Source organism: Streptomyces sp. NPDC085931 (assembly GCF_044540565.1).
In the GTDB taxonomy this organism is placed as follows: domain Bacteria; phylum Actinomycetota; class Actinomycetes; order Streptomycetales; family Streptomycetaceae; genus Streptomyces.
In genome coordinates this window covers 15,622-29,527 of record NZ_JBITSK010000028.1, presented here as the reverse complement: position 1 = coordinate 29,527, position 13,906 = coordinate 15,622, and the positions used below count along the sequence as shown (strand labels likewise).

At 73.1% G+C, this 13,906-nt stretch carries 12 protein-coding genes and 3 pseudogenes; 6 read left to right on the top strand and 9 right to left on the bottom strand.

The window, feature by feature from the left end; genetic code table 11:
- Nucleotides 1–108 (top strand): annotated as a pseudogene (locus tag ACIGAN_RS35410) (IS481 family transposase); the annotation flags it as partial.
- Here ACIGAN_RS35410 and ACIGAN_RS35405 read toward each other — a convergent pair.
- Nucleotides 105–701: a TetR/AcrR family transcriptional regulator gene (locus tag ACIGAN_RS35405; protein ID WP_365091482.1), complete on the bottom strand. Its 597-nt coding sequence runs from the start codon at nucleotides 699–701 to the stop codon at nucleotides 105–107. The pseudogene ACIGAN_RS35410 and the gene ACIGAN_RS35405 sit on opposite strands and share 4 nt — an antisense overlap.
- Nucleotides 702–824: 123 nt before the next feature.
- Between ACIGAN_RS35405 and ACIGAN_RS35400 the strand changes: the two genes are divergently transcribed.
- From ACIGAN_RS35400 to ACIGAN_RS35390, 3 genes are all read left to right on the top strand, one after another.
- Nucleotides 825–2,435 (top strand): MDR family MFS transporter, encoded by a 1,611-nt coding sequence (locus ACIGAN_RS35400; protein ID WP_399863635.1) that lies wholly within the window; start codon nucleotides 825–827, stop codon nucleotides 2,433–2,435.
- A gap of 449 nt (nucleotides 2,436–2,884) precedes the next feature.
- Nucleotides 2,885–3,328, top strand: coding sequence for a helix-turn-helix transcriptional regulator (locus tag ACIGAN_RS35395; RefSeq protein WP_399863633.1), 444 nt, complete (start codon nucleotides 2,885–2,887; stop codon nucleotides 3,326–3,328).
- Between the two features lie 63 nt (nucleotides 3,329–3,391).
- Nucleotides 3,392–3,838, top strand: coding sequence for a VOC family protein (locus ACIGAN_RS35390; protein ID WP_365091477.1), 447 nt, complete (start codon nucleotides 3,392–3,394; stop codon nucleotides 3,836–3,838).
- 10 nt (nucleotides 3,839–3,848) lie between these two features.
- On the opposite strand, the gene cseC is transcribed toward ACIGAN_RS35390, so the two are convergent.
- From cseC to ACIGAN_RS35365, 5 genes are all read right to left on the bottom strand, one after another.
- Nucleotides 3,849–5,198: a two-component system sensor histidine kinase CseC gene (cseC, locus tag ACIGAN_RS35385; RefSeq protein WP_365091474.1), complete on the bottom strand. Its 1,350-nt coding sequence runs from the start codon at nucleotides 5,196–5,198 to the stop codon at nucleotides 3,849–3,851.
- Between the two features lie 7 nt (nucleotides 5,199–5,205).
- Nucleotides 5,206–5,907 (bottom strand): two-component system response regulator CseB, encoded by a 702-nt coding sequence (gene cseB / locus ACIGAN_RS35380; protein WP_365091472.1) that lies wholly within the window; start codon nucleotides 5,905–5,907, stop codon nucleotides 5,206–5,208.
- 129 nt (nucleotides 5,908–6,036) lie between these two features.
- Nucleotides 6,037–6,693 carry a hypothetical protein gene (locus ACIGAN_RS35375; RefSeq protein ID WP_399863630.1) on the bottom strand — a complete coding sequence of 219 codons (657 nt, stop codon included), beginning with the start codon at nucleotides 6,691–6,693 and terminating at the stop codon, nucleotides 6,037–6,039.
- The gene (locus ACIGAN_RS35370; RefSeq protein ID WP_311689083.1) at nucleotides 6,681–7,220 is read right to left on the bottom strand and encodes a SigE family RNA polymerase sigma factor; all 540 of its coding nucleotides are present in this window, start codon (nucleotides 7,218–7,220) and stop codon (nucleotides 6,681–6,683) included. Before ACIGAN_RS35370 ends, ACIGAN_RS35375 begins: the two co-directional genes overlap by 13 nt.
- A 306-nt stretch (nucleotides 7,221–7,526) precedes the next feature.
- The gene (locus tag ACIGAN_RS35365) at nucleotides 7,527–8,471 is read right to left on the bottom strand and encodes an A/G-specific adenine glycosylase (protein WP_365742191.1); all 945 of its coding nucleotides are present in this window, start codon (nucleotides 8,469–8,471) and stop codon (nucleotides 7,527–7,529) included.
- Between ACIGAN_RS35365 and ACIGAN_RS35360 the strand changes: the two are divergent.
- Nucleotides 8,374–9,264 (top strand): annotated as a pseudogene (locus ACIGAN_RS35360) (histidine kinase); the annotation flags it as partial. The gene ACIGAN_RS35365 and the pseudogene ACIGAN_RS35360 sit on opposite strands and share 98 nt — an antisense overlap.
- A 359-nt stretch (nucleotides 9,265–9,623) precedes the next feature.
- Here the strand turns inward: ACIGAN_RS35360 and ACIGAN_RS35355 are convergent.
- Nucleotides 9,624–9,929, bottom strand: a pseudogene (locus ACIGAN_RS35355) (hypothetical protein); the annotation flags it as partial.
- 174 nt (nucleotides 9,930–10,103) lie between these two features.
- Between ACIGAN_RS35355 and ACIGAN_RS35350 the strand changes: the two are divergent.
- Nucleotides 10,104–10,958, top strand: a complete 855-nt coding sequence (locus ACIGAN_RS35350; protein ID WP_399863628.1) for a hypothetical protein — start codon at nucleotides 10,104–10,106, stop codon at nucleotides 10,956–10,958.
- 138 nt (nucleotides 10,959–11,096) lie between these two features.
- Here the strand turns inward: ACIGAN_RS35350 and disA are convergent, their stop codons facing one another.
- Nucleotides 11,097–12,221, bottom strand: a complete 1,125-nt coding sequence (gene disA / locus ACIGAN_RS35345) for a DNA integrity scanning diadenylate cyclase DisA (protein ID WP_311689073.1) — start codon at nucleotides 12,219–12,221, stop codon at nucleotides 11,097–11,099.
- A gap of 80 nt (nucleotides 12,222–12,301) precedes the next feature.
- Nucleotides 12,302–13,711, bottom strand: a complete 1,410-nt coding sequence (gene radA / locus ACIGAN_RS35340) for a DNA repair protein RadA (protein WP_365091462.1) — start codon at nucleotides 13,709–13,711, stop codon at nucleotides 12,302–12,304.
- Between the last annotated feature and the right edge of the window lie 195 nt (nucleotides 13,712–13,906).

The following is a 13,906-nucleotide window of genomic DNA, read 5'->3' as shown; positions in this document are numbered from 1 at the left end:
GCCCTGGCAGACTTCCTGCACACCTACAACCACCACCGCTGCCACACCGCACTCGGCGGCCACCCACCGATCAGCCGCGTGAACAACGCTGCGGGCCAATACACCTAGGAGCTTCTGGCTCCCCGGTGGGCCTGGGTCACCAGGTCCGTGGCGACCTCGAGGACGGCCCTGTGCCGTTCCTCGGGGTCGTCTCCCACGTCCTGGAGCAGGAACATCCCGGCGTGCAGCGTGAAGATCGCGCTGGCGCAGCGCACCTGGTCGACCAGGTCCGCGTCCGGGTCGACGATGATGTCGCGCAGACTGTGCACGCGCGCCTTGAAGGACTCGCCGATGCGCAGGTCCCGTACCGAGGCCTGGTTGTCGTGCATGAAGCGGAACAGCGGCGCCGCCTGGGCGAGCGTGTCGGCGTAGCGGCGGATGATCTCCTGCTTGGTCCGGAGCGTGTGCGGCTGGCGCCGGCCCCAGTCGATCAGGTCCTCGATCGGCTGCGTGAGGTCCTCGAAGATGCTGACGAGGATCTCTTCCTTCGTCTTGAAGTGGTAGTAGAGCGCCGCCTTGGTGACGTCCAGGTGCTCGGCGATCTCGCGCAGGGACGTCTTCTCGTAGCCCTGCTCCGCGAAGAGTTCGAGGGCCACGTCCTGGATGCGCCGGCGGGTGTCCCCGCGGCGCCGCTGCCTGGTGCCGTCCATGGTGCCGCCCATCCTCCTACGCCGCTCGCTTTCCAGAAAACTTACTTGACGCCCGGCTAGTTCCGCGGCTAGCTTCCGAGTGTAGTCACTAGCCGGTCGGCAAGTAAGTAGCGGTAGCTGGGGGAGTGGGAAGCGATGGCGGACACAACGGACACGACGGCGGCGGCCGCGCCCAGGGACGCCGACGCCGGGGGGAGGAAACCCAGGAGCGTGCGGGTCGTGCTCCTCGCGCTGATGATCGCGATGATGCTCGCGATGCTCGACAACATGATCATCGGTACGGCGATGCCGACGATCGTCGGTGAGCTGGGCGGGCTCGAACACCTCTCGTGGGTCGTCACCTCGTACACGCTCGCCACCGCCGCCTCCACCCCGCTGTGGGGCAAGCTCGGCGACATGTACGGCCGCAAGGGCACGTTCATGTCGTCGATCGTCCTGTTCCTGATCGGCTCGGCGCTCAGCGGCATGGCCCAGGACATGGGACAGCTCATCGGCTTCCGGGCGATCCAGGGCCTGGGCGCCGGCGGTCTGATGGTCGGCGTCATGGCGATCATCGGCGACCTGATCCCGCCCCGGGAGCGCGGCAAGTACCAGGGCATGATGGCCGGCGTCATGGCGCTGGCGATGATCGGCGGCCCGCTGGTCGGCGGCACGATCACCGACAACTGGGGCTGGCGCTGGGCGTTCTACATCAACCTGCCGCTCGGCGTGGTGGCGCTGGTCGCCGTGAGCGCCGTGCTGCACCTGCCGAAGAAGCGGGCGCAGGCGCGGATCGACTATCTGGGCGCCGTGCTGCTGACCGTCGGCATCACCGCGATCGTGCTGGTCACGACCTGGGGCGGGACCGAGTACGCCTGGTCCTCGGCGCGGATCATGGAGCTGATCGGCATCGGCGTCGCCGCGCTCGTCGGGTTCGTGTTCTGGCAGACGCGGGCCGCGGAGCCGGTCCTGCCGCTGCACATCTTCCGCAGCCGGAACTTCACGCTGATGTCGGTCATCGGCTTCATCACGGGCTTCGTGATGTTCGGCGCCACGCTGTTCCTCCCCTTCTACCAGCAGGCCGTGCAGGGCGCCTCCGCGACCAACTCCGGGCTGCTGCTGCTGCCGATGCTCGGCGCGATGCTGGTGACCTCGATGGTCGCCGGGCGGGTGACCACGAACACCGGCAAGTACAAGATCTTCCCGGTGCTCGGCAGCGCGCTGATGGTGGTCGGCCTGTACCTGCTGTCCACGATGGACACGGGGACCTCGCGGTTCACCTCCGGTGTCTTCATGGCCGTGGTCGGCCTCGGCATGGGCTGCCTGATGCAGATCACCATGCTCGTCGCGCAGAACAGCGTGGAGATGAAGGACATGGGCGTCGCGTCCTCGTCCACCACCCTCTTCCGCACGCTCGGTTCCTCCTTCGGCGTGGCGATCATGGGCGCGCTGTTCAACCACCGCGTCCAGGACGTCATGGCCGAGCGGGCCGGGGCGCTGGGCTCGAAGGTGACCGAGCAGTCCGCCCAGCTGGACCAGGCGAGCCTGGCCAAGCTGCCGGAGGCGGCCCGCGAGGCCTACCAGCACGCGGTCGCCGCCGGTACGCACTCGGCGTTCCTGCTCGGAGCCGCGGTGGCGGTCCTGGCCCTCGCGGCGGCGGTGTTCGTGAAGGAGGTGCCGCTGAAGGGAGCGGGCCCGAAGGCGGCGGGGGACGCCGGGCCGGAGGGCCCGGCGACGGCCCGCACACCGGTGGCCGAGTCGGTCTGACCGGCGCGGCTCAGCAGGGCGACGCCCGCACGCCGACCGGCACAGCGGCTCACCCCCACGAGCCCCCGGGGCCCCGGCCCCGGGGGTTCGGCCGTGCCCCCGCCGTTCCGGCGCACCCGGGGACGGGCGGGTGTCGCCGGGTGCTCGGGGACCCGGCGGTCGCGCCGGTGCGGCGTGCGCCGGGCCGGCACTCGTGCGCCCGGCCGACCCTTGTGGGTCCGGCCGTTGTCGGATTCCCGTGCGTCCGGCTGGTCCTCGTGCGGCTGGCCGTTGTCGGATTGTCGTGCGTCCGGCCGGCCCCCGTACGCCCCGGCGCTGTCGAATCTCCGGGCGTCCGCCGGCTTCGTACGCCCCGGCCGCTGTCGGATCCCCGGGCGCCCGGCCGCTGGCGGGACCCCGTGCGCCCGGGGAAACGGCCGCTGTCACACCCCCGTGCCACCATCGGTCGCATGGACAGGATGCGGCAGGTCCGGCTCGCCAAGGACGCCATGGACCGGGACTGGGCCGACCCCGGGCTCGACCTGGACACCGTCGCCGCGCACGCCGGGTACTCGCGGTATCACTTCATCCGCGCCTTCAAGGAGGCGTACGGCGAGACCCCCGGCCAGTACCTCACGCACCGCCGGATCGAGCGGGCCGAGGACCTGCTGCGCACGGCGAACCTGTCGGTGACGGAGATCTGCCACCTGGTCGGCTTCAGCAGCGTCGGCACGTTCTCGGCCCGCTTCAAGGCGTGGACGGGCCTGTCGCCCAGCGCGTACCGGTCCCGGCACGTCGGCCGCGGAGCCGCCCTCATCCCCGGCTGCTACGCCATGCTCTGGGCCGGCGGCTTCCGCTCCGCCCCGGCACCGGCCCGCGCCGACGAGCAGCGCAATTCCGGAGAAGCGCGCTGACACCTCCGCTGCCTACGGTGGCAGGGCACGCACCGACCGGCCGCGAAGCAGCAGGAGCACGCCATGATCAAGGGTCTCGCCATCTCGACCGTCTGGGTCCTCGACCAGGACCGGGCCAAGGAGTTCTACACGCAGAAGCTGGGCCTCGAGGTCCGTACGGACCTCACCATGGGCGAGGGCGGCATGCGCTGGCTCACGGTCGGCTCGCCGAACCAGCCCGACGTCGAGCTGACGCTGATGGTGCCCGGCGGGCCCGCGATGGACCCCGAGTCCGCCGAGATGCTCAGGAAGCTGGTGACCAAGGGGGCGCTCGGCGCGGGCGTGCTGACCACCGACGACATCCACGGCGACTACGAGAAGCTCAAGGACCGGGGCGTGGAGTTCCTCCAGGAGCCGCAGGAGCGCCCGTACGGCACGGAGGCGCTGTTCCGCGACGACTCCGGCAACTGGTTCTCGTTCACCCAGCCCCGCGAGGGCGGCCTGGACATGGACCAGGACTGGTCCTGCTGACCGGCGCGGTCTACGACGCCGGCAGCATCGGGTAGCTGCCCGTGTTCGTCGGCGCGTGTTCCGGCAGCCACAGCACCGCCACCGCGCCCTCGGCCGGCACGCCCTCCGGCGCGCCCGGCGTGCGGACGTTGCGGAAGGTCAGCCGGGCGCCCAGCACCCGGGCCTGCCCGGCCGCGATGGTCAGGCCCAGGCCGTGCCCGTGCCCGGCCCGGTCCTTGCTGCCGGTGCGGAAGCGGCTCGGGCCCTCGGCGAGCAGGTGCTCCGGGAAGCCCGGGCCGTGGTCGCGGACCCGGATGACCCGGCCCTCGACGGTGACCTGCACGGGCGGCTTGCCGTGCCGGGCCGCGTTGGCCAGCAGGTTGAACAGCACGCGCTCCAGGCGCCGCGGGTCGGTGGTGACCTCCGACTCGTGCACGATCCGCACCTCGGTGTCCGGGTCCTTGGCCGCCACCCGCCGGGCGACGAACTCGCCCAGCATGATGTCCTGCAGCTCCGCCCGCTCCGAGGCGCCGTCCAGACGGGCCACCTCCAGCACGTCCTCCACGAGCGTGCGCATGGCCTTGGCCCGGTCCAGCACCAGCTCGGTCGGGCGGCCGGGCGGCAGCAGCTCGGCGGCGGTCAGCAGCCCGGTCACCGGGGTGCGCAGTTCGTGCGCGATGTCGGCGGTGACCCGCCGCTCGGCCTCGATGCGCTGGCGCAGGGCGTCCGCCATGGCGTCCACCGCGCTCGCCAGGTCGTCGGTCTCGTCCCGGACGACCCCGCCCATGGCGTCCCGCACCCGCACGTCCGTCTCGCCGCCCGCGAGCTGATTGGCCGCGACGGCCGCCTTGCGCAGCCGCCGCGACAGGTGCCCGCCGATGAGCACGCCGAGCGCGCTGCCGCCGAGGACGACGGCGATGGAGCCGATCACCAGGGCCTGGTCGAGGTCCTTCAGGATGTCCGAGCTGCGGTCCGTGAAGCCCGAGTGCAGGGACATCACGTGCCCGTTCTTCAGCGGCACCGCGGCCCATATGTCCGGCGCGTCACCGGGCCGGTCCGCCACGTAGGTGGCCCGCTGGCCGGCCTCGACGCGGTCGCGCAGCTCCTCCGGGAGGTTCGGATCGTCGATCTTGGTGTTGGGGAAGTTCATCCGCCCCGACAGCTCGAAGTTGCGCTGGGCGATCATGATCCGTTCGTCGGCGAGGTCGCGCGCATTGTCCAGCATCGACACCCGCGCCGCGTTGTGCACGACCAGGCTCAGCGCGATCGCCACCAGAGCCCCCACCAGCGCGATGGCCGCGCTCAGCTTCCATCTCAGGCCCGTGCGGATGCCCGCCCGCTCCAGGCCCGTGGCGACCAGGCGCCGGAAGTGCCCCCTCATATCCCGCTCAGGCCTTCAACTTGTAGCCGAAACCCCGGACCGTCTCGATCCGGTCCTGGCCGATCTTCTGCCGCAGCCGCTGCACGTGCACGTCGACGACCCGGGTGTCCCCGCCCCAGCCGTAGTCCCACACCCGCTCCAGCAGCTTGTCCCGGGACAGGACCGTGCCGGGCGCCGAGGAGAACTCCAGCAGCAGCCGCATCTCGGTCGGCGTCAGCGCCACCGGCCGGCCGGCGCGGCGGACCTCCATGCCCTCGGTGTCGACCTCCAGGTCCCCGAAGGTCAGCACCCCGCCGTCGGCCGGGGCGGCCCGCTCCTCGCCGCGGTCCCCGCCCGCGTGCCCGAACCGCCGCAGCACCGCGCGGATCCGGGCGACCAGCACGGCACCGTCGAACGGCTTGGTCACGTAGTCGTCGGCGCCCGCCTCCAGGCCCAGCACCACGTCGATGGAGTCGGCCCGCGCCGACAGCATGATCACCGGCACGGTCGACTCGTCGCGGATGCGGCGGCACAGGCTGACCCCGTCCAGGCCGGGGACCATCACGTCGAGCAGCGCGATGTCGGGGCGGTCGGCTCGGAACGCCTCCAGGCCCGACAGCCCGTCGGGCATCGCGGTGACCGCGAAGCCGTCCCGTTCCAGGGCGAGCTGCGTGGCCTCGCGGATGACGTCGTCGTCCTCGACGAACAGGACGTGGGTCTGGTCTGCCATCCCGGTGCTCTCTGTCCTTCAGTGGTTCGTGGGGTGCGTTCTCTTCGCTGTGACGCGCGGGACGGGCGCCGCGTTCACCGGGTGATCGGCCCGGGGCGCCCGAACGGTTCACGCGGCTGTCCGGCGGCGTCAGCTCGCGGGCACCGGCGACGGGGTGTCGCCGACGACCTTCCCGTAGTCGTTGTGCGTGCGGTACTCCTCGTCGAACCGGCCCGACGACCAGCGGTACGTGATCACGTTCTCCCCGGAGGGACTCGACACCGGGTCACCCTTGTCGTACACCTGTTTGGTCACCACGAGGTCGCCGCGGTCGATCTCCGCGTAGACCGGGGGCTCCTCGGCCTTGAACACATTCTGGTACGAGCCGCCCTGCTCGCGATACACATAACTGCCCACACCCACCGCGTCACCGCAGGTCAGCACGTTGACGACGACGTCGTCGGCGGAGCCGCCGGTCAGCTTCCCGTAGGAGACGTCGACGGGGTACTCGTCGGCCACGCACGGCTTCAGGTCCCGCTTGACCTCCGGCGCGACCTTCGGGTCGTCCTTGACGAGCCGGACCGCGTCCACGGTGTCGGGCGTCCGCGACGGGGCCGCGGTCGGCGTGGCGGCGGCGGCGCCCGCCACGGCGTCGGAGTGGGCCGGGCCCTCGTCCCGGGCGCCGGTGCCGCCGGCGGCACACGAGGAGGCGAAAAGGGCGAGGGCGGCGAACACGGCCAGTGCCGTGATCACCGCCTGGATGCCGCCCCGGTTCCCCGCGGAACCCTCACCGGTCAGGCCGCGCACCGCTCCCGCTCCTCACGCTCCAGCGCGCGTGCGTCCAGATCGCGGGACTCCAGCTCCTCGCGGAGCCGGGCGAGCGCCCGGTGCAGCGTGCTCTTGACCGTTCCGGCCGACATGCCGAGGGCGGCGGCCGTCTCCTCCGTGGACATCTGCTCCCAGTGTCGCAGCACCACGACACTGCGCTGCTTCGGGGCGAGCACCCTCAGGATGTCCATCAGCAGGGCGCGGTCGGCGTGCTGCTCGGTGGAGTCGTCGACCGAGGCGTCCGGGAGCTGCTCGGTGGGCACCTCCTCCAGCTTGCGGGCCCGCCACCACTCCGTCCGGGTGTTGATCATCACCCGGCGCAGGTAGGCGTCGGCCAGCCGCTTGTCCTCGATGGTCTCCCAGCGGCCGTAGGTGCGCACCAGTGCCGTCTGCAGCAGGTCCTGCGCGTCCGTCGGGTCCGGGACCAGGCGGCGGGCGCTGCGCAGCAACGCGTCCTGCCGGGTGCGGACGTACTCCTCGAACTCGAGCACCTCGCCCTGCGCCATGGTGAACCGCCTCCCGTTTCCCCGTTCCGGGCCGGCTCCCCGCCGCCCGTGCACTGCCTGTGGTCCTCAGTCGTCCCCGGTTCTTCCGGGAACGCATCCGAAGGTACGGAGGCGTTGTCACGGCGCTGTCCGAAGCAGCCTGCGGCCAGCGCTCGGCTGTCCGTCGGTTGTGTAACGGATGTCGGAACGGGGTAAACCCATAGGCCTGTTGGGGAGGGTATGGGGTGATTTGCCCTGGGTGTGGGAGCGGTGACGGCAGGGCGGCGACCGTGACGTTCCTGTGCGTCAGGCCGACGTTCCTGCGCGTCAGGTCATCGGCAGCCGGTACAGCCCGTTCGCCAGCGGCTCCACCAGACCGTCGGCGACGAGCCCGTCCAGGGCGCGGGCCCGCTGCACCGGCTCGTGCCACACCCGGTCCAGGACGGCCTGCGGCACCGGCCCGGGAGCCTCCCGCAACACGGCCAGCAGCCGCCCGCGCACCTGCCGGTCGGTGCCCGCGTACGTCTGGCCCCGGCGCGGCGGGCCGTCGTGCTCCGGCTTGCCCGCCAGCCGCCACGCGCACTGCGCGGCGATCGGGCAGCGGTGGCACGCCTCGCTCTTCGCCGTGCACACCAGCGCGCCCAGCTCCATGGAGGCGGCGGCCCAGCGCGCGGCGGTCGGCTCGTCGTCGGGCAACAGCGCACGGGCCAGCTTCCGCTCCGCGGCGGTCGTGGCGTTGGGCGGGTACTGCACGCCGGTGACCGCGCGGGCCAGGACCCGGCGCACGTTGGTGTCGAGCACCGGGTGGCGCTGCCCGTAGGCGAAGGAGGCGACGGCCGCCGCCGTGTACTCGCCGATGCCGGGCAGCGCCAGCAGCTGGGCGTGGTCGGCCGGTACGTCCCCGCCGTGCCGTTCCGTTATCGCCACCGCGGCGCCGTGCAGCCGCAGCGCGCGGCGCGGGTAGCCCAGCCGGCCCCAGGCGCGGACGGCCTCGCCGGGCGCCTCCTTGGCCAGGTCGGCGGGGCGCGGCCAGCGGGCCAGCCACTGCTCGTAGACGGGCAGGACGCGGCTGACCGGCGTCTGCTGGAGCATGAACTCACTGACCATCACGCCCCACGCCCCGGCCTCGGGGCGCCGCCAGGGCAGGTCACGGGCGTTCTCGTCGAACCAGTCGATGACGGGGGCGTGCAGGTCCCGGCCGGGCGGACCGGAGGCGGGGGCGGCGGGGGTCTCGGCGGGGGCGGGGTGCGCGGGCTTCGTGGGAGCAGTCATGGCCTTCCGATGGTGCCACGCACCGGCGCCGTCGCGGGCACGTCGCCACCGGCGCAGCGGTCCGGTACCCGACGATCGGCAGCAGTGCCGCCCGGCCCGCCGCTTGTGGCGTCGGCGGCATGGAACGTCCTCGCCCGGCCTCCGTCGCCCGGGCGCCCTGCTCTGGGCCGTCCTCGCCCTGCCCGCGCTCACCGCGGACCGGCTCGGGCTGAACGAGCCCCGGCCGGCCTGGCAGCAGGCCGCCGGCGTGGCCGCGCCGGCCGTCGCGGCCGGGTCGGCGCGCCGCGCCCCCCTGGCGGCCTTCGGGCTCGCGGCCACCGTGAGTCTCGCCCCCGCCCCCGCCCTGTTCAACGTCTCCTACGGCCCCGCCCTCGGCGTGTTCGCACTGCTGCTCAGGCTCCGGGCGGCCCGGGCGCGTCCCGCCGTGCTGTGCTTCACCGCCCTCGGCTGTGCCGGCACCGCGCGCATCGCGCTCGTCGGGGCCGACCCCGCGCCCGAATGGTTCGTCCTGACGGGCACGCTGCTGTTCGGCTGCGTCTTCTCCTGGCTGGGCGGGCGCTACTGGCGGCAGCGCCGGGAGCCGGCCGAGGCGGGCCGGCTGCGGGCCGCCCGGCTGGAGGACGAGCAGCGCCATGCCGGGGAACGCGCCCGGCTGCGCGAACGGGCCCGGATCGCCCAGGACTTGCACGACTCCCTCGGCCACGAGCTGAGCCTCGTCGCCCTGCGCGCGGGCGCCCTCCAGGTCGCCCCCGGACTCGCCGGCGCGCACCGCTCCGCGGCGGCCGACCTGCGCGCGGCCGCCGCGGACGCCACGGACCGGCTGCACCGGATCATCGGCGTGCTGCGCGGGGACGACGAGCCCGTACCCCTCGCCCCGGCCGGCGAGACTTTGGAGCAACTCGTCGCCCGGGCCGCGCAGTCGGTGCTGTCCGTGCGCTTCGAGCCCGCCGGGCGGGAGGCGGGAGCGGAGCCCGGCGGGGCCACCGAGCGGCTGCTGTACCGCGTGGTCCGGGAGGCGTTGACGAACGCGGCACGGCACGCGCCGGGCGCCCCCGTGGTCGTGTCGGTGGTGCGGCGGCCCGCGGGCACGTTCGTCACCGTCGTCAACAACTTGGCCACCGGCGGCGGTTGCGCTCCGTCCGGGGGCGGCACGGGCCTGCTCGGGCTGCGTGCCGCGGCCGCACCGGCGACCGCACGGCACGGACGCTCCTCCGCCACAAGGGACTTGAGCACCTCACCGCACCCGTACGCCCCTGCCGTGGCCAGAGGTGCAAGGGCCGCGATCGCGAACGCCCGCGGACTGTCGCGGCGGGCGCGCCACCACACGGCGGCGAACAGCGCGGCGAAGACCAGCAGTCCGGCCTCCGTCCACAGTCCGGCCGCCTGCCGTACCCACATCGGGGTGTCGCGGGCGAAGTCGGTGATGTCGCGGTAGAGCGCGGTGTCGGCGAACGTCATGGTCACGGACGGTAGGCGGCGGGCCGGAACCGTCACACCCCGCGATCGTCGGGTGCCGTACCCGACGAAAGACAGGGGTGGGACGGCGTGTTCCGGAATGATGATCCGGAAAAGTTGTGCCCCGAGCGGCGGGTGGGACAAGAGAACGCGCCGTTCTCTCGTAAGGTTTGCGCCGTGGGATCTCTGCGCAATCCGGTCGGGCCGCTTCCCTCCTCCATCTACTGGCGTCGGAGGGTCGTACTCGTGTCTGTGGTAGCCCTGTTGGCGTTGCTGATCACCTGGATCGTGACCATGGGCGGCGGGGGCGGCAAGGACGGCGACAACGGCGCCAACGGCAAGAATCCCGCGCCCTCCATCACGCCCGGCCCGTCGAGTTCGGGCCCGGCCATCAGCCAGGCCCCCGGCGGACGCGACGAGTCGGGCGGCGGCGGCTCGGGCGGCTCGTCGTCCGGTTCCGGTGACGGCGACGGGTCCGGTGACGGCGCGGGCGGTGGCCCGGGAGACGGCTCCGGGGACGGTTCCGGCGAGGGCTCCGGCGGATCCGCCGGGTCGGGCGGGGGCTCCGGGGGCGGCAGCACGGTGGGCGGCGTCGGCGCGGGCGACACGCTCCCGGCCGGGTCCACCCTGCCCAACTGCACGGCGAGCGTGGTCAAGTTCAGCCTGCGCAGCCGGCACAACACCTACGACCCCGAGCAGACGCCCACGTTCCTGCTCACCGCGCGGAACGTCTCCGGCAACGACTGCAAGATCGATCTCGGGCCGGAGCACGCGGTGTTCACGGTCACGCCGGCGAGCAGCGACGACGACTACTGGTCCTCCGAGGACTGCCCCAAGGGGGCCGCGCGCCAGCTGTACCGGGTGCCGGCGGGCAGCGACATCACCTACGTGGTCAAGTGGGACCGCAAGCCCAGCGCCCCCGAGTGCGCCACGCCCCCGGCCGGTTCGGCGAAGACCGGCACCTACCTGGTGGAGGCGAAGGCCCCGGGCTTCGCGAAGGTGCAGACCTCGTTCGTGCTGTCCGCCGACTGAAGCGCGAGGGCCGTGGGGGGGGGGGGGGGGGGGCCCCCCCCCCGGGGGGGCGCCCCCCGCCCCCCCCCCCCGGGGGGGGGGCGGCCCCCCCCCCCCCCCCCCCCCCCCCCCCCCCCCCCCCACGGCCGGTGGAAGCGATCAGACGTACCGCTCCAGGATCGACGACTCCGCCAGCCGCGACAGCCCCTCGCGCACGCTGCGCGCCCGGGCCTCGCCCACGCCGTCCACCGTCTGCAGGTCGTCCACGCTCGCGGCGAGCAGCTTCTGCAGGCCGCCGAAGTGCTCCACCAGGCGGTCGATGATCGCGCCGGGCAGGCGCGGCACCTTGGCGAGGAGCCGGAAACCGCGCGGGGACACCGCCGAGTCCAGCGTCTCGGGCGAGCCCGTGTAACCCAACGCGCGGGCCACCGTGGGCAGTTCGAGCAGCTCGGCGTGGCTGAGCGCGTCGAGTTCGGCGAGGGCCTCGTCGACCGTGCGGGACCGCTTGGCCGTGGGCTCGGGGACGTAGTCCCGCACGACCAGCTCGCGCTCCGGCTCGACGCCCGCGATCAGCTCGTCCAGCTGGAGGGCGAGCAGCCGGCCGTCCGTGCCGAGCTCCACCACGTACTCGGCGATCTCCGTGGCGATACGGCGCACCATCTCCAGGCGCTGGGCGACCGCCGAGACGTCCCGGACGGTGACCAGGTCCTCGATCTCCAGCGCCGACAGCGTGCCCGCGACCTCGTCGAGGCGGAGCTTGTAGCGCTCCAGGGTCGCGAGGGCCTGGTTGGCGCGGGACAGGATCGCCGCCGAGTCCTCCAGGACCCGGCGCTGGCCGTCGACGTACAGGGCGATCAGGCGCATGGACTGCGAGACCGACACGACCGGGAAGCCGACCTGCTTGCTGACGCGGTCCGCCGTGCGGTGCCGGGTGCCCGTCTCCTCCGTGGGGATCGTCGGGTCCGGGACCAGCTGCACACCCGCGCGCAGGATCTTCGACAGGTCCGAGGACAGCACGATGCCGCCGTCCAGCTTGCACAGCTCGCGCAGCCGGGTCGCCGTGAACTCGACGTCCAGTACGAAACCGCCGCTGCACAGCGCCTCGACCGTCTTGTCGGAGCCCAGCACGATGAGACCGCCGGTGTTGCCGCGGAGCACACGCTCCAGGCCGTCGCGGAGGGCGGTTCCGGGTGCCACGGCGCTCAGGGAGGCGCGCATCAGGCCATCGGTACCGGCACTCCCGCCGGACTTTCCGGGAGCTGATGCCCGGTCGTTGGCTGCCACTGCACTCCTCCGGTCGCAGGTTCTGGGCGCCCCCGTGTCGCGCGCTCGGTTCGCACGGACGGGCGAGACCAGGGCAAAGTCTACCGGCGACCCTCCTCGTCCCGTGGGGCCTCTCTGCGACGGGAGCGGGGGAGGACCCGCAGGGCGTCCCCTATGTCCGCGACTTCCAGGACCTTCATGCCCGCCGGGATCTTCCCCGGATCGCCCGGTACCAGGGCGTGCGTGAAGCCCAGGCGGTGGGCTTCGGCCAGGCGGCGCTGCACGCCCGTGACTCGCCTCACCTCGCCGGCGAGGCCCACTTCGCCGATCGCGACGAGGTTCTTGGGGAGAGGTGTGTCACTCGCGGCGCTCGCCAGGGCGAGGGCGACCGCCAGGTCCGCCGCGGGCTCCGAGAGCTTCACGCCGCCGACCGTCGCGGAGTAGATGTCCCTTTTGCCCAAGGCGCTGATCCGGCCCCGCTGTTCCAGCACCGCCAGCATCATCGAGACGCGGGAGGTCTCCAGGCCGGAGGTGGTGCGGCGCGGGGAGGGGATCTGGGAGTCGACCGTGAGCGCCTGGACCTCGGCGACCAGGGGGCGGCGGCCCTCCAGGGTGACGGTCAGGCAGGTGCCCGGGACCGGTTCGGCCCGACGTGTCAGGAAAAGTCCGCTCGGGTCGGCGAGGCCCGTGATGCCCTCGTCGTGCAGTTCGAAGCAGCCGACCTCGTCGGTGGTGCCGTAGCGGTTCTTGACGCCGCGTACGAGCCGCAGGCGGGCGTGCCGGTCGCCCTCGAAGTGCAGGACGACGTCGACCAGGTGCTCCAGCAGGCGCGGGCCCGCGATCGCGCCGTCCTTGGTGACGTGACCCACCAGGAGCGTGGACATGCCGCGTTCCTTGGAGGCCCGGATCAGGGCCCCGGCGACCTCGCGGACCTGGGCCATGCCGCCGGGCGCGCCGTCGATCTCCGGGGAGGCCACCGTCTGCACCGAGTCCATGATCAGCAGCGACGGCTTCACCGCGTCCAAATGGCCCAGCACCGCCGCCAGATCCGTCTCCGCCGCCAGGTACAGGTGGTCGTCGATGGCGCCGATGCGGTCGGCGCGCAGCCGGACCTGGCTCGCCGACTCCTCGCCCGTCACGTACAGCGTGCGGTGCTCGTCGCTCGCCGACTTGGCCGCCACGTCCAGCAGCAGCGTCGACTTGCCGACGCCGGGCTCGCCCGCGACCAGCACCACCGCGCCCGGGACCAGCCCGCCGCCGAGCACGCGGTCCAGCTCGGGCACGCCCGTGGTGCGGGCGGCGGCCTGACGGCCGTCCACCTGGCCGATGGGCAGGGCGGAGGTGGTGACCCGCCCGGGCGTCGTCGTACGGACCGCGGGCGTGCCGTACTCCTCGATCGTCCCCCAGGCCTGGCACTCGGGGCAGCGGCCGAGCCACTTCGCCGTCTGCCAGCCGCACTCCGTGCAGCGGTAGGACGGGCGGTCCTTGGTGGATTTCGTACGGGCAGCCATGGACGGAACCGTAACCGCCGCCACTGACATCGCGGGCACCGGACGGCGCGGCCACCTGCGCGCCAGGGCTCCGCCACCCCCCGCCGGGGCCCTGGCCGGTGGCTCGTGTCCCCGATTGAGGGATCGTTTCACCCGTACGGATTAAAAGTGCTCAAGCCGTCGGAAGGCGCCCCTCCCGGCCGCCTACGGTCGCCG

Coding starts and splice junctions, on each gene's coding strand:
- ACIGAN_RS35405 (WP_365091482.1), bottom strand. CDS start 701: ATGGGCGGCACCATGGACGGCACCAGGCAGCGGCGCCGCGGGGACACC.
- ACIGAN_RS35400 (WP_399863635.1), top strand. CDS start 825: ATGGCGGACACAACGGACACGACGGCGGCGGCCGCGCCCAGGGACGCC.
- ACIGAN_RS35395 (WP_399863633.1), top strand. CDS start 2,885: ATGGACAGGATGCGGCAGGTCCGGCTCGCCAAGGACGCCATGGACCGG.
- ACIGAN_RS35390 (WP_365091477.1), top strand. CDS start 3,392: ATGATCAAGGGTCTCGCCATCTCGACCGTCTGGGTCCTCGACCAGGAC.
- cseC (WP_365091474.1), bottom strand. CDS start 5,198: ATGAGGGGGCACTTCCGGCGCCTGGTCGCCACGGGCCTGGAGCGGGCG.
- cseB (WP_365091472.1), bottom strand. CDS start 5,907: ATGGCAGACCAGACCCACGTCCTGTTCGTCGAGGACGACGACGTCATC.
- ACIGAN_RS35370 (WP_311689083.1), bottom strand. CDS start 7,220: ATGGCGCAGGGCGAGGTGCTCGAGTTCGAGGAGTACGTCCGCACCCGG.
- ACIGAN_RS35365 (WP_365742191.1), bottom strand. CDS start 8,471: ATGACTGCTCCCACGAAGCCCGCGCACCCCGCCCCCGCCGAGACCCCC.
- radA (WP_365091462.1), bottom strand. CDS start 13,711: ATGGCTGCCCGTACGAAATCCACCAAGGACCGCCCGTCCTACCGCTGC.